At 58.8% G+C, this 19669-nt stretch carries 17 protein-coding genes; 4 read left to right on the top strand and 13 right to left on the bottom strand.

Features of this window, described 5'->3' with window-relative positions; all coding sequences use genetic code 11:
- The first annotated feature begins 125 nt into the window (after positions 1-125).
- Entirely contained in the window at positions 126-2891 is a 2766-nt protein-coding gene (locus tag BA177_RS10830; RefSeq protein ID WP_068616160.1) for a choice-of-anchor B family protein, read from the top strand.
- Here BA177_RS10830 and BA177_RS10835 read toward each other — a convergent pair.
- From BA177_RS10835 to BA177_RS10885, 11 genes are all read right to left on the bottom strand, one after another.
- Positions 2869-4161, bottom strand: coding sequence for an adenylosuccinate synthase (locus tag BA177_RS10835; RefSeq protein WP_068616162.1), 1293 nt, complete (start codon positions 4159-4161; stop codon positions 2869-2871). The two genes, BA177_RS10830 and BA177_RS10835, sit on opposite strands and share 23 nt — an antisense overlap.
- 20 nt (positions 4162-4181) lie before the next feature.
- Positions 4182-4370: a DUF2065 domain-containing protein gene (locus tag BA177_RS10840; RefSeq protein WP_197492984.1), complete on the bottom strand. Its 189-nt coding sequence runs from the start codon at positions 4368-4370 to the stop codon at positions 4182-4184.
- 129 nt (positions 4371-4499) lie between these two features.
- Positions 4500-5375 (bottom strand): protease modulator HflC, encoded by an 876-nt coding sequence (gene hflC, locus BA177_RS10845; protein WP_068616166.1) that lies wholly within the window; start codon positions 5373-5375, stop codon positions 4500-4502.
- The gene (hflK, locus tag BA177_RS10850) at positions 5372-6514 is read right to left on the bottom strand and encodes an FtsH protease activity modulator HflK (RefSeq protein ID WP_068616168.1); all 1143 of its coding nucleotides are present in this window, start codon (positions 6512-6514) and stop codon (positions 5372-5374) included. Before hflK ends, hflC begins: the two co-directional genes overlap by 4 nt.
- A gap of 9 nt (positions 6515-6523) precedes the next feature.
- The gene (hflX, locus tag BA177_RS10855) at positions 6524-7843 is read right to left on the bottom strand and encodes a ribosome rescue GTPase HflX (protein ID WP_068616170.1); all 1320 of its coding nucleotides are present in this window, start codon (positions 7841-7843) and stop codon (positions 6524-6526) included.
- A 35-nt stretch (positions 7844-7878) separates the two neighbouring features.
- On the bottom strand, positions 7879-8127 hold the full coding sequence (gene hfq, locus BA177_RS10860; protein ID WP_068616174.1) for an RNA chaperone Hfq: 249 nt from the start codon (positions 8125-8127) through the stop codon (positions 7879-7881).
- 132 nt (positions 8128-8259) lie between these two features.
- Entirely contained in the window at positions 8260-9165 is a 906-nt protein-coding gene (miaA, locus tag BA177_RS10865) for a tRNA (adenosine(37)-N6)-dimethylallyltransferase MiaA (protein ID WP_068616175.1), read from the bottom strand.
- Between the two features lie 30 nt (positions 9166-9195).
- Positions 9196-10989, bottom strand: coding sequence for a DNA mismatch repair endonuclease MutL (mutL, locus tag BA177_RS10870; protein ID WP_068616177.1), 1794 nt, complete (start codon positions 10987-10989; stop codon positions 9196-9198).
- 110 nt (positions 10990-11099) lie between these two features.
- Positions 11100-12434 (bottom strand): N-acetylmuramoyl-L-alanine amidase, encoded by a 1335-nt coding sequence (locus BA177_RS10875; RefSeq protein ID WP_068616179.1) that lies wholly within the window; start codon positions 12432-12434, stop codon positions 11100-11102.
- Between the two features lie 140 nt (positions 12435-12574).
- Positions 12575-13048 (bottom strand): tRNA (adenosine(37)-N6)-threonylcarbamoyltransferase complex ATPase subunit type 1 TsaE, encoded by a 474-nt coding sequence (tsaE, locus tag BA177_RS10880; protein WP_068616181.1) that lies wholly within the window; start codon positions 13046-13048, stop codon positions 12575-12577.
- Positions 13033-14511: a bifunctional ADP-dependent NAD(P)H-hydrate dehydratase/NAD(P)H-hydrate epimerase gene (locus tag BA177_RS10885; protein ID WP_068616183.1), complete on the bottom strand. Its 1479-nt coding sequence runs from the start codon at positions 14509-14511 to the stop codon at positions 13033-13035. The genes tsaE and BA177_RS10885 overlap by 16 nt, the downstream gene beginning before the upstream one ends.
- Positions 14512-14550: 39 nt before the next feature.
- Between BA177_RS10885 and queG the strand changes: the two genes are divergently transcribed.
- The 3 genes from queG (at position 14551) to BA177_RS10900 (ending at position 17811) form a co-directional block, all read left to right on the top strand.
- The gene (queG, locus tag BA177_RS10890) at positions 14551-15636 is read left to right on the top strand and encodes a tRNA epoxyqueuosine(34) reductase QueG (RefSeq protein WP_231892434.1); all 1086 of its coding nucleotides are present in this window, start codon (positions 14551-14553) and stop codon (positions 15634-15636) included.
- A gap of 125 nt (positions 15637-15761) precedes the next feature.
- Positions 15762-16637, top strand: coding sequence for a PPK2 family polyphosphate kinase (locus tag BA177_RS10895; RefSeq protein WP_068616186.1), 876 nt, complete (start codon positions 15762-15764; stop codon positions 16635-16637).
- A 130-nt stretch (positions 16638-16767) separates the two neighbouring features.
- The gene (locus BA177_RS10900; RefSeq protein WP_082990044.1) at positions 16768-17811 is read left to right on the top strand and encodes a GGDEF domain-containing protein; all 1044 of its coding nucleotides are present in this window, start codon (positions 16768-16770) and stop codon (positions 17809-17811) included.
- A gap of 83 nt (positions 17812-17894) precedes the next feature.
- Here the strand turns inward: BA177_RS10900 and panC are convergent, their stop codons facing one another.
- Together panC and panB are read right to left on the bottom strand one after the other, a co-directional pair.
- Complete coding sequence (gene panC, locus BA177_RS10905) at positions 17895-18743, bottom strand: pantoate--beta-alanine ligase (RefSeq protein ID WP_068616190.1); 849 nt, start codon at positions 18741-18743, stop codon at positions 17895-17897.
- A 36-nt stretch (positions 18744-18779) separates the two neighbouring features.
- Positions 18780-19610, bottom strand: a complete 831-nt coding sequence (panB, locus tag BA177_RS10910) for a 3-methyl-2-oxobutanoate hydroxymethyltransferase (protein ID WP_068616192.1) — start codon at positions 19608-19610, stop codon at positions 18780-18782.
- Between the last annotated feature and the right edge of the window lie 59 nt (positions 19611-19669).

Here is a 19669-nt window from a genome sequence, read left to right on the forward strand (position 1 = left end):
CCTGATCCGGGGATTCTGCCGCACTATGCTGCCAACGTCAGCATCAATGCGGAACCTTCGCCTGTACCTGGCTATCGAAGCAGGGTATAGAATCGTTCACTGGACAACCGGAAACCGAGTCCGCCATGAAATTCGCTCGTGCTATACCGCTGATTGCGTTGCTCACTTGTCTGTCGCCCCAGTCAGCAAAGGCGCACGGTGATGCCACCATTCCGCTGTACGTGGCGGCCGATGGCGAGGACTTTGGTCGTTGCAGCGATGCCAGCGAGCCCTGCCGGAGCCTCGCCTACGCGTTGCGGCAAGCCGGCAAAGGCAGCCAGATTCGGGTCGCTGCAGGCAGCTATAGCATCGACGATACCGAGGACCTGTTCCTGTTGATCAGTGGCATGGTCAATATCTCCGGCGGCTACGAGCGAGCGAACGCCTTTAAAGTTGTCGGTGACGGTGAAACCGTCCTGACCGGAGTTCCTGCAGAATACCGTCAGCTGCTGCTTGACCGGGGCCTGCAAATCGTCGTCGATCGGAAAGCCATAGACGGCCCTCGTTCAGCCGATGCCAACCGCTTGATGGCCGTACATCAGAAACTGCAGAAAGGTGCCGTCAGCGGGCCCTGCATCGGCGGTATGACGGACTCTCTGCCGTGCAGCAATGTCGATCTGCTGGCGCACATTCCGCTCGATCAGGTCAGTGCCGGCCCCGCAGGCGGTAATGATGTGTGGGGATTCACGGACCTGAACAGCGGCCGGGAATATGTCGTAGCCGGCTACAATATTGGTACCGGTGTCTTCGACATCACAGACCCCTCTGACCCGGTTGAGGTCGGCTTTGTCGATGGCCAGAACGCAGCGTGGCGCGATCTCAAGGTCTACCAACACTACGACACGGTGGCCGGGCGCTGGCGAGCATACGCTTACGTCACGACCGACGGTTCAAGTGACGGCCTGTTTGTAATCGACATGAGTGATCTGCCGCACTCGGTTCGGCGGCTCTCTTACAACAGCCAGTTTTCCCGCGCGCACAACGTGTACGGCAGCAGCGCCGATTTCAGTACCGGCATTCCGCTGACGGAGAATCCGCGACTCATCATTGCCGGCTCCAACATTGGCAGCGGCCAGTTTCGCGCTTACTCGCTGGCTAATCCGGCCGCGCCCGCGTTCGTCAATGGCAGTTCGGTACCGAACACGCTTCCCAACACCAACGACCCGAGCTACATGCACGACGCTGCCTCGTTACTGATAACGGACTCGCGCAAGGATACACAGTGCGTCAACGCCACCGACTATTGCGAACTGCTGCTCGACTTCAATGAACAGAACATTGAAATCTGGGACATCACCGACAGCAGTGATCCGCGCTGGCTGAACCCGGGCATGCCGCAATACGCCAACCGCGGTTACGTGCATTCCGGCTGGTGGAGTGAAGACCGGCAATTCATGTTCGTGCACGACGAACTGGATGAACAGCAATCCCGACTGAACACTACGCTGCGGGTGTTTTCCATTGCCGACCTGACTGCGCCGACCATGGTCGGTCAATGGACCGGTCCCACCACGGCGATCGATCACAACGGTTTCGTGCGTGGCAATCGTTACTACATGTCGAACTACAGCCGCGGCCTGACTATCCTGGATATCAGCAATCCTGCTGCACCCGTTACCGCCGGACGGCTGGACACCTATCCTTTTTCGGATCAGCAGGGCTTTGTCGGCGCGTGGGGTGTATACCCGTTTTTTCTCAGCGGCACAGTCGCAGTCAGTGACATCAACAGCGGCCTTTATCTGGCCGCCGACCGGAGCCGCAACAACTCGCCAGGCGGCATGCTCGCGTTCAGTGCCGCCTCATTCAGTACCACTGAAGGGCTGCCGGCAACGCTGCAGGTCAGCCGCGACGGCTCTGCCACAGGTGCCGTATCGGTCGGCGTCGAAGTGGTCCACGCGACTGCCGATGCAAACGACTACGCATTAAACACCACGCAATTAAGCTGGGCCGATGGCGATAGCACGCCGCGCTCGATCTCCGTCGCTGCCGCGGCCGACGGCGTGGATGAGAACAACGAATTCTTGCTGGTTCGTCTGGTGCGCCCTAACGGCGGTGCAAGCCTGGGAAACCGGCACACAGCGCATGTCCACATTAGTGACCCGGCCGCACCGGCTACCGTTCGTTTGTTTGCTACCGAGGTCAATGTCGGCGAACGCGGCTTTGGCAAAGCAGTCGTTGTGGTGCAACGACTGGGCGATACCACCAGCGCCATTAGCGTCGATTTTGCGCCTGGGACGGCTACCGCGACGCCAGACGTCGACTACACAGGCGCCAACAGCGGCTCCCTGACGTGGGCCGCAGGCGATGGCAACCCGCAATGGCTGGAGTTCGATATCAGTGACGACGGCAATGTCGAGGGTGACGAGTATTTCGAACTGGAGTTCGGCAATGTGAGCGGTGGCTCGATTGCCGGTGACGCCGTAGTGAGAATCGGCATTTCCGACGGAACCGGTGTCAACAACGCGCCGGCGGCGATCGTCGCCAGCAGCATCACCGTCGCCGAAAACTCGACCGTAACTCTGGACGGCAGTCAGTCAAATGATACTGACGGCGATGCGCTGACTTACGCCTGGCAACAGATCAGTGGACCTGCGGTCACCCTCACATCGACGCAGACAGCCAGCACTCAGTTCACTGCGCCCAGCGTCGCATCGGACGCACTGCTCCAGTTTCGATTGACCGTCAGCGACCCCGGCGGACTGTCCGCCAGCGCAACCGTCTCCGTAACAGTTACCAACAATTCCGGAGGCGGAAGCGGCGGCAGTGGCGGTGGCGCAGCAGGTGGCGTGCTACTCCTGGCCGCAATCGCACTGCTGCGTCGCCGGCGTACTACTCGAACGGATGGCGTTTGACGATCGTTTGCTCGCGATCGGGGCCGGTCGAAATAATATCCAACGGAACCGACACCAGCTCTTCGATGTGTTCCAGGTACGCGCGTGCATTTGCGGGCAGTGCCTCGTACTCGGTAACACCGACCGTCGATTCATCCCAACCCGGCATGTCTTCATACACCGGCTGGCACTCGGCGAAGCGATCCAGCATCAGCGGTACACCGGAGACCGGCTTACCATCGATTTCATAGCCGACACAAATCCGAATTGTTTCCAGACCGTCCAGAACGTCGAGTTTGGTCATGCACAATCCTGACACGCTGCTGTTGATGATCGAACGACGCAATGCAACTGCGTCAAACCAGCCGCAGCGACGAGGCCGCCCGGTGGTTGCACCAAACTCCGCGCCGACGGATGCCAGGTGCGCGCCGTTTGCATCAAACAACTCGGTGGGGAATGGACCGGCGCCGACTCGTGTCGTATACGCCTTGACGATACCGAGTATGTAATCAAGGTGTCGTGGTCCGACACCAGTACCCGTGCTCGCTGCAGCCGCCACAGTATTGGACGATGTGACGTACGGGTACGTGCCGTGATCGACATCGAGGAAACTGCCCTGCGCGCCTTCAAACAAAATACTTTCGTTGCTGTCCGCGAGGTCCTGCAAGATTTGCGTAACGTCTGCTGTCAATGGCCGAATGATTTCAGCCGCCTGCATCGCTTCATCCAATGTACGCTCGAAGTCGACAGTCTCGGCGCGAAAATAGTGCTTCAGCAAGAAGTTGTGATAGTCGAGAACCTCGCCCAGCTTGGCGGCAAACTTTTCCCGAACAAACAGGTCCGCCACTTTCAGCGCACGGCGCGATACCTTGTCTTCGTATGCCGGACCGATGCCCCGGCCGGTCGTACCGATGGCGCCGGCGCCACGCGCTTTCTCGCGGGCGACATCCAGTGACACATGTGATGGCAGGATAAGCGGACAGCTGTAGCTGATCTTCAAACGATCATAGACCGGCACGCCGTTCTCAATCAGCGCTTCCGATTCGCGAATCAACGCTTCGAGGGACAGCACGACACCGTTGCCGATCAGGCACTGCACACCTTCGCGCAAGATACCGGAGGGAATCAGGTGCAGGACGGTCTTTTTGCCGCCGATGACCAGCGTGTGGCCGGCATTGTGTCCGCCCTGAAAACGCGCGACAGCTGCCGCCCGATCTGTCAGCAAATCGACAATCTTGCCTTTGCCTTCGTCACCCCATTGCGTTCCGATGACGACTACATTTTTACCCATGGCTGCAAGCAACTCCTGGTTCAGGATCGAACGATATACAACAGCAACAAACCCGCCGCCATTGCTACAAGACCGGACATTCGCAAATTGTTGTCGCCCATCGCGGCGATACGTGCAACCGTTTTGCGAAAATTTCCGGGGCTAATAAATGGAATCATGCCTTCCAGAATCAGATACAAGGCGAACGCTGTAAATATGTCATGCCACATGATCGTATTCGTTCAGTACAGTATCGTGATTGGCGCCGCACCCGCTATCCGAAAAATGGACGATCAGAGCTAACCCCTGATCGTCCATTGTCACACCGGATGCCGTGTGCCGCAGGCGAACGTCACTCTTTAACGAGCGCCATTCTTGTTGTTCAAATAACGGAAGAAGTCATTCTTCGGATCCAGCACGAGCAAGTCGCCTGATTGTCCGATTGAGTTTCGATAGGCATCGATACTGCGGTAGAACGCGTAAAACTCGGGGTCCCGATTGTAAGCGTCGGCGTAAATTTCCGCGGCTCTTGCATCACCCTCACCACGCAGCTTCTGACTGTCCCGGTAAGCTTCTGCCAGGATAATCGTCCGTTCACGATCGGCGGTCGAACGCAGTTGCTCGGCGATCTCGCCGCCCTGCGCCCGGCGTTCGGCCGCAACGCGAGCACGTTCTTCACGCATCTGACGGTACACCGAATTGCGCACGTCGTCCGGGAACTCAACCTGTTTGACCCGCACGTCTATCAGTTCAACACCCAGCCCCTGAGCTGCCGATTTTGCAGTCTCGAGCATGTCGCGCATCAACTCGGCACGTTCAACCGAAATGGCTTCACTGACCGAACGTTGGCCGAACTCGGTCACAATCGCGTTCTTGATGATCTCCGACAAGCGGCCATCGGCCACTTGCTGCACACCACCTGTCGACGTGTAGTACTGGACAGAATCAACAATGCGCCACTTGACGAAGAAGTCGACCTGCAAAGCCAGGCGTTCAGCCGTGAAAATTCGTTCCGGCCGCTCATCTTCAATGGTCATGATGCGCTTTGGAAATTTGCGCACGGTCTGGAAAATCGGAATTTTCCAGTGCAAGCCAGGTTCGTAATCTGTTTGGACGACCTCACCCACTTGCAACTTGATCGCAAGCTCCCGTTCATTGACCGTGAATGCTGACAGGCCCAGCACCACCAGGCACAAACCGGCAATTACGATTGCCGCGAAACGTGAATCACTCATTGACGGGTCCTCCTGTCGCGCTCTGTCAATCCTTCTGAATCCGGTATCGAGGATTCAGACGGCGACTGGCTCATGCTGGTGCGGCTTGAGTCCGCGCGGTTTAGTGTTCGGCGTTCGCCACTGGCTTCCATTAACTTGTCTATCGGCAAGTAGAGCAGGCTGCCATTGCCTTCGGTATCAATGATCACCTTGCTCGAGCGGCTGTAAACATCTTCGATCGCTTCCAGGTACAAACGCTCGCGAGTGACTTCGGGTGCTTTCGAATACTCTTCAAGCAGCGCCACGAAACGCGCGGCATCACCTTCAGCATCGGCGATCACGCGATCCCGATAAGCTTCGGCATCCTGCAGCATGCGGGATGCCCTGCCGCGAGCACGCGGGATAATATCGCCCGCGTACGTTTCGGCTTCGAGGATGGTTCGGTCGGAATCGTTGCGTGCCTTCTGCGTATCATCGACCGCTTCCTGCACCGCCTGCGGGTAGTCGAGTTTCTCAAGGCTGATCGAGGTAACACTGATACCGGCGTTGTAGGAATCCAGCGTCGCCTGCAATATCTCCTGCGTCCGCGGTGCAATCTCGTCACGCCGCTCGGTAACCAGTACCTCGAGGGTGCTCGTGCCAACCACTTCGCGGAGCGCGCTTTCGGTGACGTCTTTTAGCGTGGACTCCGGGTCCACGACTTCGAAACTGAATTTGTACGGATCAGCGCGCCGGTATTGCACAACCATCTGGACGAAGACGTATTGCTCGTCCGCGGTCAGAATTTCGGTGCGGAACGCATAGTTGGCGACCGCATTGGTGTTGACGACGTCAACTGTTTCAATCGGGTACGGCCAATGCCAGTGAAGACCGGGCATGGTGGTCGCCTCGTAGGCGCCAAAACGTTGCACGACGCCGCGCTCCGCTTCGTCCACCCGGTACAGGCCGGTCAGCGACCATGCAATCAGCAACAGGACTGCCAGGAACCAGCCACCGCCGGATGGCCCGCTGCCACTGGCGCTGCCGCCCTTGCCACCTTTACCGCCCAGCAAACTGGACAAGCGTCGTTGCCAGTTCTGCACTATCTTGTCGAGATCGGCCGCCTCGTCGTTATCCCGTTTCCAGGGATCCTTGCCGTTTCCAGAATCGTTCCAGGCCATATCTTCTGCTTATCTCTGTGTAATTGCGTTCGGCTCGAGCGTCGCCGCACCAGCCTCAAATTGTGACGCGGGGAGACTCTCACGCTTCAGAAAACGCTGCAAATCCCGCTCACCCAAATTCAGTTCCAACGCCCAGCCACCGTCATCCAAGGCGGTTTCCGCAACGACGGCGCCCAATTCAAACAGGCGGGCACGCTGCCGCCCCTGACCGGGGCGAAGCCGCATCATACCTTGTACCCTCTCGCGGCGCAGTCGCTCTGCGATGGTTTCGCGCAACAATGGAATGCCTTCGCCCGTCCGGGCCGACAGCCAGACCGCCCGGCCCAGCCCGTTGCGGTTCCAATTCACCCGTGGCCGGCGATCCAGTTTGTCGATCTTGTTGTATACGCGAATCTGCGGCACCTCGTCGGCACCCAGCTGTTTCAATACCGCATTGACCTGCCGAATACGCTGCCAGCGCTGTGGGTCACTGGCGTCAATCAGGTGCAGTATCAGGTCGGCTTCCCTGGCTTCCTGCAACGTCGATCGAAACGCTGCCACCAGCTCGTGGGGCAAATCGCGTACAAAACCGACCGTATCGGCAATGATTGCCGCACTGCTGCTGTCCAGCTCGATACGCCGCATGGTTGGATCGAGCGTCGCAAACAACTGATCGCGGACATATACACCGGCATCCGTCAGCGCATTGAAGAGGGTTGATTTGCCCGCGTTGGTGTAGCCCACCAGCGCCACCGTCGGGATCTCTGCGTTTACCCGGTTCTGCCGGTTCATCGCCCGCCGGCCGTCGACCTGTTCAAGGCGCAGATTCAATACCCGAATCCGTTGCGCCAGCAAGCGTCTGTCCGTTTCCAGCTGAGTTTCACCCGGCCCGCGCAAGCCAATGCCACCTTTCTGCCGTTCAAGGTGAGTCCAGCCGCGTACCAGGCGGGTTGAGAGATGCCGCAACTGGGCCAGCTCGACCTGCAATTTGCCCTCGAAGCTACGGGCGCGCTGGGCGAAGATATCCAGAATCAAACCACCGCGATCAAGCACCCGGCACTTCAAGGCTCGCTCCAGGTTTCGTTCCTGGCTGGGTGACAGTGGCGCACCGCAGATCACCAGCTCCGCTTGCTGATCTTCAATCAGCTTCGCGAGCTCTGCCACCTTGCCCTTGCCAATGAACGTGCGGGAGTCAGGAATGCGGCGCGCGCTGACCAGCTCACCAACCAGCAACGCTCCGGCGGAGCGTGCCAGTTCGGCGAATTCTTCTCTTTCGGCTGCATCCGGTGCACCGTCGGTCGACGCGTGCAGTAATACGGCTCGTTCACCGCTCTTGGGCCGCTCAAACATTGCCGGCCCTCGCAAACAAATTGCCCAAGTAAAGACTAGTCGTCAGATTCTCCGTTCTCGTCTTCCGGTAGCGGCAGGCGCACGTTGCGTGACGGGACGATTGTGGAAATCGCATGCTTATAAACCATCTGGTTGACACTGTTCTTGAGCAAAACGACAAACTGATCAAATGAATCTACCTGGCCCTGAAGTTTGATGCCGTTGACAAGGTAAATGGACACCGGGACCTTTTCCTTGCGCAATATGTTCAGAAACGGATCCTGCAGCGACTGCCCTTTGGCCATGTCGGGTCTCCTTATTATTTTTTATCAGTCTTCGTTGTACTCGTCGCCTGGTGCCTCCACCGGCGGCGCAGAGCAACAACATGCCCATAGCGTTGGAAAATTCTATCATAGCCCTGAATTGGGTTATCGCGATTATTCGCCCAAATTCTCGCGCAAGACGGACAATATGGTATCGATAGCGCCGGCTTCAAGCGGATCGAAGCAATTTATCACGGGTTCGCTGCGCAACCACGTAATTTGGCGCTTGGCGAGCTGCCGTGTTGCGAATAACGCGCGTTCGGCCGCGGTTGGTAAATCCGTCTCACCCTCCAGATGCGCCCATAACTGGCGATAACCGACGGAGCGCATGGACGTGCTGTCAGCCGTTAATCCGGGCCGCGTCCGCAACTGGCGGACCTCGTCCAAAAAGCCGGCATCCATCATCTGGTCCAAACGTTCCGCGATGCGCTGGTGCAATATCGCGCGATCAGGCGGCATTAAGGCAACGCGAATGAAGTTGTAACGCGCGGGTTGCAACGTTTCGCGCTGCAGCTCGCTGAGCGGTTTACCCGTTATCCGAAACACTTCCAGTGCGCGTTGTATGCGCTGGCTGTCGGATTCGGCAATGCGGGCGGCCGCGTCGGCATCGACCGCGGCCAGCTGTTGATGCAGTGCCGGCCAGCCTTCGAGCTGCGCTTCGGCATCCAGCGCCGCGCGAATGTTTGCATCAGCCGCAGGCAACGGTGCGATGCCCTGAGTCAGGGCGCGAAAATACATCATGGTGCCACCGGCGAGCAGAGGTATGCGGCCCGCTGCGTGAATGCTCTCAATGGCCGCGACGGCATCCTGCACAAAGGTTCCGGCAGAGTACGTTTCCTCGGGCTCGCAAATGTTGATCAACTGATGTGGCACTTTTGCCAGCATGTCAGCGTCAGGCTTGGCGGTGCCGATGTCCATGCCACGATAGACCAGTGCGGAGTCCACGCTCACGACATCCACAGGCAACTCAGCAGCAAGCCGCATAGCGACGCTGGTTTTCCCCGATGCGGTCGGCCCCATCAGGCAAATTACCGGTGGCTTGTTCAAGACCTATTGTCCGCGCAGAAAGAGCCGGTCGAGCTCGGCGAGGCTCATGGCAGTCCAGGTTGGGCGGCCGTGGTTGCATTGATCGGCGCGGTCCGTCATTTCCATTTCCCGCAACAAGGCATTCATTTCCGCAATCGTTAAGACGCGATTTGCCCGCACCGAATGATGACAGGCCATCGTCGCCAGAATTTCGTCGCCAATGTCGGCAGCGCGGTTGCTGCTGCCGGCATCCGCAATATCTGAAATAACATCGCGAACCAGCGTTTCCGCATCGGCCTGTCGCAGCAATGCCGGCATCTCGCGAATGACCAGGCTTTGCGGACCAGCACGGTCGACTACGAGACCCAGCCGTGCGAAGACATCCGCATTGTCTTCGGCCAGTGTGGCTTCTCTCTCCGACACGGCAACCGTTGTCGGTACCAGCAATGGCTGGCGGACCAGCGAACGCTGATCGAAATCCTTTTTCAGCTTTTCATACAAAATACGTTCATGCGCCGCGTGCATATCGACAACAATCAACCCGTTCTTGTTTTCAGCCAGTATGTAGATACCGGCCAGCTGGGCCAGTGCGTAGCCCATGGGCGGCGTGTCATCCTCGCGCGTTTGCGGCGGTGCATGTGATGCGCCAGCGGGCTGCTCGCTGGTTTCGGCCGTTGTCGGTACCGTCATTTGTCGATACGCGCTCAGCGCCTCAGCCACCGCCTGGCTGCCGTGTGTCGACGCCAGGCGCATGGGCTGTTGTTGAAAACCGGACACCGCTGGTGCCGCGACTCGCGCCGGGCTTTGTTCATGACCGCCTGGCCGGGTGCCCGCCAATACCTGCTCCAGCGACTGCGAAACAATGCCGTGCACGCGCCGCCCATCGCGAAACCGTACTTCGTGCTTGGCCGGGTGTGCGTTCGCGTCAATGCTCGCCGGGTCCATGCTCAAATACAGCACGTACGCCGGGTAACGCCCATGAAACAGCACGTCACGGTACGCGTGCCGCGCCGCATGACTCAATGTCTTGTCGCCAATGCTGCGGCCATTGATGAACCAGTGCTGCAAGTCCGGCTGGCTGCGATTGAAGGTCGGTAAGCCCAGCCAACCGCGAATCGCTATGCCGTCTGCTTCGCGACTCAGAAACACCGCTTGTGACGCGAAACTGTCACCGACAATCTTGCCGATGCGCTGCAACTCATCTTCTTCGCTGTGCGCGGCAGGCAAACTTAAGACAGTTCGACGATTATGCGAAACCGTAAAGGCGACGTCGGGTCGCGCAAGTGCAAGCCGCCGAATCCACTTATCAATGTGCGCGAACTCTGTCCGTTCTGTGCGCAGGAATTTGCGGCGCGCTGGCGTGTTGTAGAACAGGTCTTCCACTTCGATGGTAGTGCCCAGTGGATGTGCGGCCGGTTTCGGTTCGGATAATCTGCCGTTGTCGGCACTCACACTCCAGGCCGTCTCAGCATCCGCCGTTCGCGAAGTCAGCGTCAGTCGGGCCACCGACCCGATGCTCGGTAACGCTTCGCCGCGAAAGCCGAGCGACGCGACGGCTTCGAGATCTTCGAGGCTGGTGATCTTGCTGGTCGCGTGTCGCGACAGTGCCAACGCCAATTCATCCTGCGGGATACCGCAGCCGTCGTCACGCACGCGCAGCAACTTGGAACCGCCCGCCATGATATCGATGACAATGGACTGCGCACCGGCATCGAGACTGTTCTCAACCAGCTCTTTTGCAACCGACGCAGGGCGCTCGACAACCTCGCCCGCTGCGATCTGGTTTATGAGGTGGCCTGGAAGCTGTCGAATGGGCATTGGAATTGGCGCGTGGCGAAAGGAACGCGCATTCTTTCAAATGCAGCCGCTCTTGGGTAGCGGCTTGGCCGGTGCCGTGCGTGAACCGCACGGACACTGTCTGTGCGCTGTCAGCTACCCGCAGTGGCGGGAATACGCAATTTCTGCCCGACTTTAAGACTATTGCTCGACAGGTTGTTGACGGAACGCAAGGTTCCCAAACTCACATTGTAGCGCTCAGCGATCTCGGACAGCGTATCGCCACGAACGATCACGTGCTGCCGGGAACCGCCCGACGTGCCTTTCAGATTCATGGCCAGGCGCGTATCCGGCGGTGGATTCGCGTGGAAATAATTGCTGATGCCGGCAAGTATGGCATCCGCCAGACGGCGCTGATGAGTTTCACTGCGCAGTTTCTTTTCTTCAGAGGGATTTGAAATGAAGGCGGCTTCCACCAGAATCGACGGTACATCAGGAGACTTCAGCACCAGGAACCCGGCCTGCTGAACCGTGCGCCGATGCACCGGCCCCAGGTTCGCGAGCTCCCTGATGACTTTGTCCCCAACGTCCAGACTGGCACTCAAGGCCGCGTTCTGCGAAAGGTCCAGCAGGACCGACGCCAGCACCTGATCTTTGTCGGACAAGTGCACGCCGCCGACCAGCGCCGACGCATTCTCACGCTCGGCAAGTCGCTTCGCCGCCTCGTCGCTCGCGCCTTTCAGCGAAAGAACGTAGACAGACGACCCTTGGGGTCGCGGATCGTCAACCGCATCGGCGTGTACGGAAATAAACAAATCGGCTCTGGCACGTCGCGCAGTTTCCATGCGTTCGCGATGCTCGACGTACACATCGGTACTGCGCGTTAGTATGGCTTTCATGCCGGGCTGCGCATTGATGCGTTCAGCTAACAATTTGCTGACTGACAATACGACGTTCTTTTCACGCGTTTTACCGCGACCGACCGCACCCGGATCGTGACCACCATGACCCGGGTCGATAGCAATGACGATGTCGCGACCACTCTGATAGCGATCAGCGGCTTGCTTCACCGCCTGTAACGGTCCGCGCCCCTGCAAGTCAATAACCAGTCGATCACCGTACTTGCCGTTCGGTCCGGCCGCGAAACTGCGCGAACGCACCGCCTCGTTCAGATCGAGCACCACCCGCAATTGCCCGTTCGACCGTACGGCGCTGCGAATTGACCGAATGGCGCCACTCGTCGGCAGCGTGCCGGACAATTTCTGTGACAGCCGGCTGTTCGTCAGGTCGACCACAAGTCGATCAGGACCGCGCAAGGTAAAGATGTTGTGCTGCGCAGGCCCGCTCAGATCTAGGACTACGCGGGTGCGGCCGTTCTCCGTCCACACGCGAATGTCTTCGACCGTGGTCGCGGCAGCGGCCGTGCCTGCAACTGCGAGCAGCAGTGCGGCAAAACCAGCAGCAAAAATTGATCGAACCCCGTGCATTGTTGTTATTCGCGTCCCGTGCGGATGTACAGCGTTCGGCCAGTATACAAATCTGGACAGAAAAGCCAAGATTATTTCTTTCAATATTATAGAGATAGGGCTGATACTTAATATTTTGCAGGACACCAGCGGCGAAACTGTCAGAGTGGCAAAGTCGCCAGCCAGGCGGCCCCTCGTTCACTGTAAGCACGCAAAACGGCCCTCCGGCCCGTCTCCGTGTAGGCCAATTGCAGGCAAATATCGGCCGTTTTGAACAGCGCCGGCACGCGCTCGGGCCATTCCACCAGCCGCAAGCCGTCATCGAGTTCTTCCCAGCCCAGAAACTCCAGCTCATCGGCACCCGCGATCCGGTAAAGGTCAACGTGGTACACGCGCCCCGCCGGCAATTCATAAGGCTCGATCAGTGTGTACGTGGGACTGGGCACTGGCCCGGTCTGGCCGAGTCCGCGCAGCAACGCACGAGCCACCGTCGACTTGCCCGCACCGAGATCGCCCTGCAACAGGATCATCCAACCGGCCAATTCCGCCGGCAAATGACTCGCCAACCGCGTCCCCAACGCGATGCTGGCGGCTTCATCGGCAAGCTGAACGGTGCGCGTCACGGATTGAGCCATGGTCGCAACTCGTGCAAGAGGTCGCTGGCCAATAGGCCACGCTGTCCACGGCGCGCCGCGCTGTCGCCGGCCAGTGCATGCACTACCGTGGCAACTACGGCCGCCGTATCCGGTGTGGCGCCCTGCGCCATGATGCCCGCGACAATGCCCGTGAGAACATCACCCATGCCCGCCGTCGCCATGCCAGGATTGCCGGCCGGGCACAGCCAGGGCACACCGTCGCCGGACGATATCAACGAAGCACAACCCTTGAGTATGATCGTTCCAGCGTAGCGCTCTCGCAGCGCCTGCAACGCCGCACAGCGGTCCGCCTGCACTTCGGCCGTGCTGCAATTGAGCAGGCGTGCCGCTTCGCCGGGATGCGGGGTCAGGACCCGTTGCTCATTGCGGTCCGCCGCCGACGCCAGCAAATTGAGCGCGTCAGCGTCCAACACCTGCGGCTTACTGCCGGCACGCGCGGCCTCGAAAACAGCGCGTGACCAGGCAACGGTACCCAGCCCCGGCCCCACCGCAATGACCGTTGCCGCGTTGAGCAGCGGTGCCAGATCCGCTGCGGCAATTTCGTGGCACATCAGCTCAGGCCGTTGCGACACGATGGCGGCTGTGTTGCCGGGATGCGTCGCAACGCTGACCCGGCCGGCCCCGGTGCGCAGCGCCGCTTCGCCCGCCAGTCTTGCCGCACCGGGCATGCCCTTGCCACCAGCGACGAGCAACACGTGACCGTAGTCGCCTTTATGCGCCTGCCGGTGTCGCAGTGGCAATGCCGAACGAATGGCTGCCTCATCGGCATGCCGTATTCGCGGCTGCGGGTAGTGTTTGTGGGGGATACCAAGCGATGAGAACTGAATATCACCACAATGATCGGGCCCACTGAGAAAATACAGCCCGGTCTTGCGCGCGACGAAACAGACCGTCGTTGCGGCTTCGACCGCTACCCCCATCACGTCGCCACTGTCGCCATTGAGACCGGTCGGGATATCGAGCGCGAGACACGGCGCACGGTGCCGATTGATCGCATTAACCGCATCGGCAAACCGCCCACCGACATTGCGATCCAGACCACTGCCAAGCAGCGCATCGATCAACAACCCGGCGTCAGCATTCAGCGAACCGTCGTACTCCGCGATCGACACGCCCTGTTCAAGCGCCGCCTGCCAGGCGCTGCGCGCGTCACCGCGCAACGTATCCGGACTCACCACATACCGAACGGAGACATCAATGCCCTGCTCACTGGCGAGTCTGGCCAACAAATAGCCATCGCCGGCGTTGTTGCCCGCACCGCACAGCACTTGCCAGCATTGCGCCCCGGGGTATTCAGTGCAGGCAATCTGCACTGCGAACCGCGCTGCGCGCGTCATCAATTCGTAGCCGCTGATCCCATCGGCAATCGCCGCAGAATCGACAGCACGAACAGCAGCGACGCTGAAGATGCCTTGTTCGGGAGTGCAGGTCAGGTTATTCATGATGGCGGCGATTATACTGACTCGACCTCAACGGTAACCGTGAAAACACCGGCATTGACCTCGATCAACACAAAAAATGACCTGGATGCACTGAAGAAACGCATCCAGGCGTGGAGTGCCAGCCTGGGATTCCAGCAAACCGGCATCAGCAACGTCGACCTGGGCGCTGCTGAGGATAGGTTGCACGCATGGCTCGCAAAGCACTATCACGGAGAAATGGCTTACATGGAACGTCACGGCCTGAAGCGCAGCCGACCGGACATGCTGGTGCCGGGCACGTTGCGGGTGATTTCGGTGCGCATGGACTACTTTCCCGACGAGCAGCAACGCGCCAAAGACCTGCTCGATCATCCCCGCAAAGCATACGTATCCCGCTATGCACTGGGCAGGGACTATCACAAGCTCATGCGTAAACGCCTGCAGAAACTTGCCCGGCTCATTGAAGATGACATCGGAGACTTCGGCTATCGTGTGTTCGTGGACAGCGCACCGGTCCTTGAAAAGCCGCTCGCCGAAAAATCCGGCCTGGGCTGGATCGGCAAACACACGAACGTCATCAACCGCCAGGCTGGTTCATGGTTTTTTCTCGGCGAACTGTATACGGATCTGCCGCTGGCCGAGGACGTTGCCGAATCATCCCACTGCGGCAGTTGCCGCGCCTGCATAGACGTTTGCCCGACAGCCGCCATCGTCGCGCCGTACGAGCTCGATGCCCGCCGCTGCATTTCCTACCTGACTATAGAGATGAAGGGCAGCATTCCCGAGGACCTGCGCAAGCCCATCGGCAACCGGGTTTACGGCTGCGATGACTGCCAATTGTTTTGTCCCTGGAATAAATTCGCCAAGCCTACCGCCGAGGGCGATTTCGCGCCGCGCCACAGTCTGGACGATGCCGACATGGCCGCATTGTTCCGCTGGGATGAAGCAACCTGGCTCAGCAATACGGAAGGCAGCGCGATTCGACGGATTGGCTTCGAGCAATGGTTGCGCAATCTAGCAGTGGGTCTCGGTAATGCCGAAACAAGCACGGCCGTCATTGAAGCACTGCAAAGCCGGCGCGATCACGGGTCAGCATTGGTACGCGAGCACGTCAACTGGGCATTGCAGCAACACAACGTGCTCTAACCAGATATCGATAGATTGCGTAGCGCAAAGTCACTGCGTAAGTGCGCAACAACGTAGCGGAATCACGCTGGCCTTTCGAGTAGTCTGGGTCACTTGTACATCGCGGCGGTCACAGGGAGACAGAAATGTTCAAAGCAGTGGACGATCGGCACCTGGTGCCCTTCGATGGCAGTTTTAGAGTTGCTGAAACCAGCACAGCACCCGAAAAAAAGCAGCGCAAGCAAGTCAAGAAGCGCCTGAAGGCCGCCTCCGAACAACTCGACAAACTGCAGCAAGTCCTCATGGCCGGCGACAACCATTCCGTGCTGCTCGTCTTTCAGGCCATGGATGCCGCTGGCAAAGACAGTACGATTCGCGCAGTTATGCAGGGCATTAATCCCGCAGGCTGCCAGGTATTCAGTTTCAAGAAGCCCTCCAGCCTGGAACTCGATCACGATTTTCTCTGGCGCACCAGTACCCGACTGCCCGAACGCGGCCGCATTGGAATATTCAATCGTAGCCAGTATGAAGAGGTACTCGTTGTGCGGGTCCACCCGGAGTATTTGCAGTACCAGAAGCTGCCCTGCGCAACCGACGACCCGAGCTTCTGGGAACAACGCTACGAGTCCATACGCGAACAGGAAAAACACCTTGCTCGCAACGGTACCGTCATCCTTAAATTCTGGCTGAACGTGTCACTGGAGGAACAACGCCAGCGATTCCTGCGACGACTAGACAACCCGGACAAGCAATGGAAATTTTCCGCGGGCGACATTAAAGAGCGTGCTTACTGGCCGCAGTACATGACGGCCTATGAAGACGCCCTCAACGCAACTTCAAGGCCGTGGGCACCGTGGTACTCCATCCCCGCGGATGACAAGCCGTACATGCGGGCAGTGGTTGCGGAAATAATCGTGAAGTCACTTGCCAGCATTGGACTTGAATACCCGGAACCCAGCGATGCGGACCAGGAGACCTTCGCCGCCATGCGCGCACAACTGGCGGAGCCAGACGCACCATAAGTGCAGAACCAGTAACCGTTGTTACTTTTCACTCGTGAATTGCCGGGGCTTTTGAACTCACGCAAAGCGTTCGCACGATAGCCATTGTCATCAAAGTGTGAATGCAGTAAAAAGCGGTGCCTCGCCTTGCATGCTGGGGCCTCTCCGCTGGCATTTCGCCACAGAGTCTGCATTAACGATTTGCCAGGGCCGCAGTGGCAACTGGGTCGAAAGGGTGCCGCCTATTAATTCGGATTACCAACGCTCTTTGCTCGCCGGTCTTGACCTTTTTCACGGTGTCTCGCCCGACAAGATTCAAGGCCTGTTGCAGCAGTGCGAACGCCGCGATGTAGGCACTGGCGAGTTGCTGCTGTCGCCCGGCAGTCGGAACGAATACGTGTTCGTCGTGCTATCCGGGCTGCTCGACGTTCGGGTTGGCTCGCCCGACGCACCTGTACTCGCGCGCATGGACGTAGGCTCCTGTGCCGGTGAAATGTCCATCATCGAAGGCAAAGACCCGTCCGCCTATGTGATTGCGGCAGAACCTACCCATGTGCTGGTCATACACAAGACGGTTTTGTGGGAAATGGTGAATGCTTCGCACGCCTTCTCGAAAAACCTGCTGCTGATGTTGTCGGAGCGAATTCGGAGCCACAACCATTTCATCGCTGAAAGTTTCGGCGATCTGCTCAAGTACGAACGCAATGCCAGTACAGACGCACTGACCGGTCTTGGCAACCGGCATGCCATGGTTGATGAATTCCCCGCAGAAATTGCCCGTTGCCGCAAGAATCGCGAAGCCGTGTCGATGATCATGGTTGACGTCGACAACTTCAAAACATTCAACGACCAGTTTGGTCACGTGGCGGGTGACCGTGCACTGACCGCGGTAGCGCGCGTGTTGCGCGATCAGTTCCGGACGCGCGACAAGCTGGTACGTTTCGGCGGTGATGAGTTTGCGGTCTTGTTACCGGGCGTTGCCGAAGCCGAAGCGCTGAAAACCGCGAACCGGGTCCGTATTGCGATTAACGGCGACTATGAAGAGAACATTGATTCCCTGATCAGAATTCCGATCGCGATCTCGATGGGCGTGGCCGAGTTGCAGGACGACGGCACGCTGGACTCGTTGATGCATGCGGCCGACGCCGCCCTGTACCGCGCCAAGCGGGCCGGCCGGAATCAGGTGTTTGCCTGAGATCCAGGTTGGTATCCCGCCCGCGGGCAAAGCGCCACACACGGTATCTCTGTATCAGCCGCGACGCCGGGGCAAGAACCGGCTCAAATCTCGACAACGATGTTGTCGATGAGCCGCGCCTTGCCAAGCCGTGCGGCTGCCAGTACGACCAAACGATCGGTTTCCCTGTCAGGTAGCGCGAGATTTTCCGCTCGCCGGATACTCACGTACTCGACATGGAATCCGCTGCCTGTCAGCCGTTCCATGCCGCTGGTCTCCAGCCCGCCGTGATCGTCGTTGCCCGCCTGCAGTGCATCACCAATCTCGCGCAAGGTAGCGTATAGAGTTGGTGCGATAGTGCGCTCGTCATCGGTCAAGTATTGATTACGCGAACTTAGTGCCAGGCCGTCGTCCTCGCGCAAGGTAGGACCGCTGACGACTTTGATGGACAAATGCATGTCTTCGACCATGCGCCGAATAACCAGCTGCTGCTGGTAGTCCTTTTCGCCGAAGATCGCAACGTCCGGCCGAATGATGCTGAACAGGCGACTGACGACAGACGTGACACCGTCGAAATGTCCGGGCCGGGCAACGCCACAAAACTCTTCTGTCAGTACCGGCACGGTGACCGACGTTGCGGCATCGGTACCGAAAGGATAAATCGTTTCGACGTCGGGTATGAACAGCAGGTCCGCTTTAACCCGCTTGAGGTGGCGCTTGTCCCGTTCCAGGGTCCGCGGATAGGTCGAGAAATCTTCGCCTTCCGCGAACTGGGTTGGGTTAACGAAGATCGTCACGACCACCCGTTCAGCGTGCTCGCGCGCCAAGGTCATCAGGCTGAGATGCCCTTCGTGCAAATTCCCCATGGTGGGCACCAGCGCAACATGCTCTCCGGCATGCCGCCATTCGTCGAGAATCTCCCGAAGCTCGTTCCGCCCGCTTACTACTTGCAAGTGTGTCTGTCCTTTACTGAGAAAGAATGCCGGCGCTCAGGAGAAGCAATGTTCCGGTGCTGGATAGTCCCGATTCTTGACGGCCTGTACGTAGGATTGCAACGCCACGCCGGGTGAATCGTGACCCGCCATAAAGTTTTTCACGAAGCGCGGTGTGCGCCCGGTCGTAATATCAAGTATGTCGTAGAGCACGAGAATCTGGCCGTCAACATCAGGGCCCGCGCCGATACCGATAACGGGCACGTCCAGCGCTTCGGTAACCGCTTTGCCCAGTTCGTTCGGCACGCATTCCAGCAAAACAATATCGGCACCGGCGTCTTGCAAACGCTGTGCACTGTCGATCATGTGCTGCGCCTTTTCAGGCTCCCTGCCCTGCACCTTGAAACCACCGATCTTGTGCACCGACTGCGGTTTCAAACCGAGGTGCGCGCATACCGGTATATCGTGACGCGCGAGGTGTTTGACGATTTCGATCTGGCTGTCACCGCCTTCAAGTTTAATCATCATCGCGCCACCTTCCTGCATCAACGCCACGGAATTCTCCAGCGCCTGATCAGGATTGCGGTAACTCATAAAGGGCATGTCGGCGACCAGGAAGGCCCGGCGCAGGCCGCGGGCCACATTGCGCGTGTGATAAATAATGTCGTCAACGGTAACCGGGACCGTGGTGTCGTGGCCTTGAATGACCATGCCCAGCGAATCACCCACGAGCACCAGGTCCGTGCCGGCATTGTCGACCAGCATCGCATAACTGGCGTCATAGGCGGTCAGGCAGGCGATGGCGTCGCCCGCTTCTTTCATCTTGTGCAACGTGGAGACGTTGACTGGCGGCTCGGCCATGCCACGTTGTTCTAGCTGTGTGTACATTCCTGTCTCCGCAGGTTACGCCGGGCAAGGGATCATAAAAGATTTCACGCGTTGCGGCG

The organism is Woeseia oceani (assembly GCF_001677435.1).
Taxonomy (GTDB): Bacteria; Pseudomonadota; Gammaproteobacteria; order Steroidobacterales; family Woeseiaceae; genus Woeseia; species Woeseia oceani.

Excerpts from the sequence above, each read along its gene's own strand:
- BA177_RS10900 (WP_082990044.1), top strand. The coding sequence starts at position 16,768 with ATGCTGGGGCCTCTCCGCTGGCATTTCGCCACAGAGTCTGCATTAACG.
- BA177_RS10885 (WP_068616183.1), bottom strand. The coding sequence starts at position 14,511 with ATGAATAACCTGACCTGCACTCCCGAACAAGGCATCTTCAGCGTCGCT.
- mutL (WP_068616177.1), bottom strand. The coding sequence starts at position 10,989 with ATGCCCATTCGACAGCTTCCAGGCCACCTCATAAACCAGATCGCAGCG.
- hflX (WP_068616170.1), bottom strand. The coding sequence starts at position 7,843 with ATGTTTGAGCGGCCCAAGAGCGGTGAACGAGCCGTATTACTGCACGCG.
- hflC (WP_068616166.1), bottom strand. The coding sequence starts at position 5,375 with ATGAGTGATTCACGTTTCGCGGCAATCGTAATTGCCGGTTTGTGCCTG.
- BA177_RS10835 (WP_068616162.1), bottom strand. The coding sequence starts at position 4,161 with ATGGGTAAAAATGTAGTCGTCATCGGAACGCAATGGGGTGACGAAGGC.
- BA177_RS10875 (WP_068616179.1), bottom strand. The coding sequence starts at position 12,434 with ATGCACGGGGTTCGATCAATTTTTGCTGCTGGTTTTGCCGCACTGCTG.
- hfq (WP_068616174.1), bottom strand. The coding sequence starts at position 8,127 with ATGGCCAAAGGGCAGTCGCTGCAGGATCCGTTTCTGAACATATTGCGC.
- BA177_RS10830 (WP_068616160.1), top strand. The coding sequence starts at position 126 with ATGAAATTCGCTCGTGCTATACCGCTGATTGCGTTGCTCACTTGTCTG.
- BA177_RS10895 (WP_068616186.1), top strand. The coding sequence starts at position 15,762 with ATGTTCAAAGCAGTGGACGATCGGCACCTGGTGCCCTTCGATGGCAGT.
- panB (WP_068616192.1), bottom strand. The coding sequence starts at position 19,610 with ATGTACACACAGCTAGAACAACGTGGCATGGCCGAGCCGCCAGTCAAC.
- tsaE (WP_068616181.1), bottom strand. The coding sequence starts at position 13,048 with ATGGCTCAATCCGTGACGCGCACCGTTCAGCTTGCCGATGAAGCCGCC.
- miaA (WP_068616175.1), bottom strand. The coding sequence starts at position 9,165 with ATGGGGCCGACCGCATCGGGGAAAACCAGCGTCGCTATGCGGCTTGCT.
- hflK (WP_068616168.1), bottom strand. The coding sequence starts at position 6,514 with ATGGCCTGGAACGATTCTGGAAACGGCAAGGATCCCTGGAAACGGGAT.
- BA177_RS10840 (WP_197492984.1), bottom strand. The coding sequence starts at position 4,370 with ATGTGGCATGACATATTTACAGCGTTCGCCTTGTATCTGATTCTGGAA.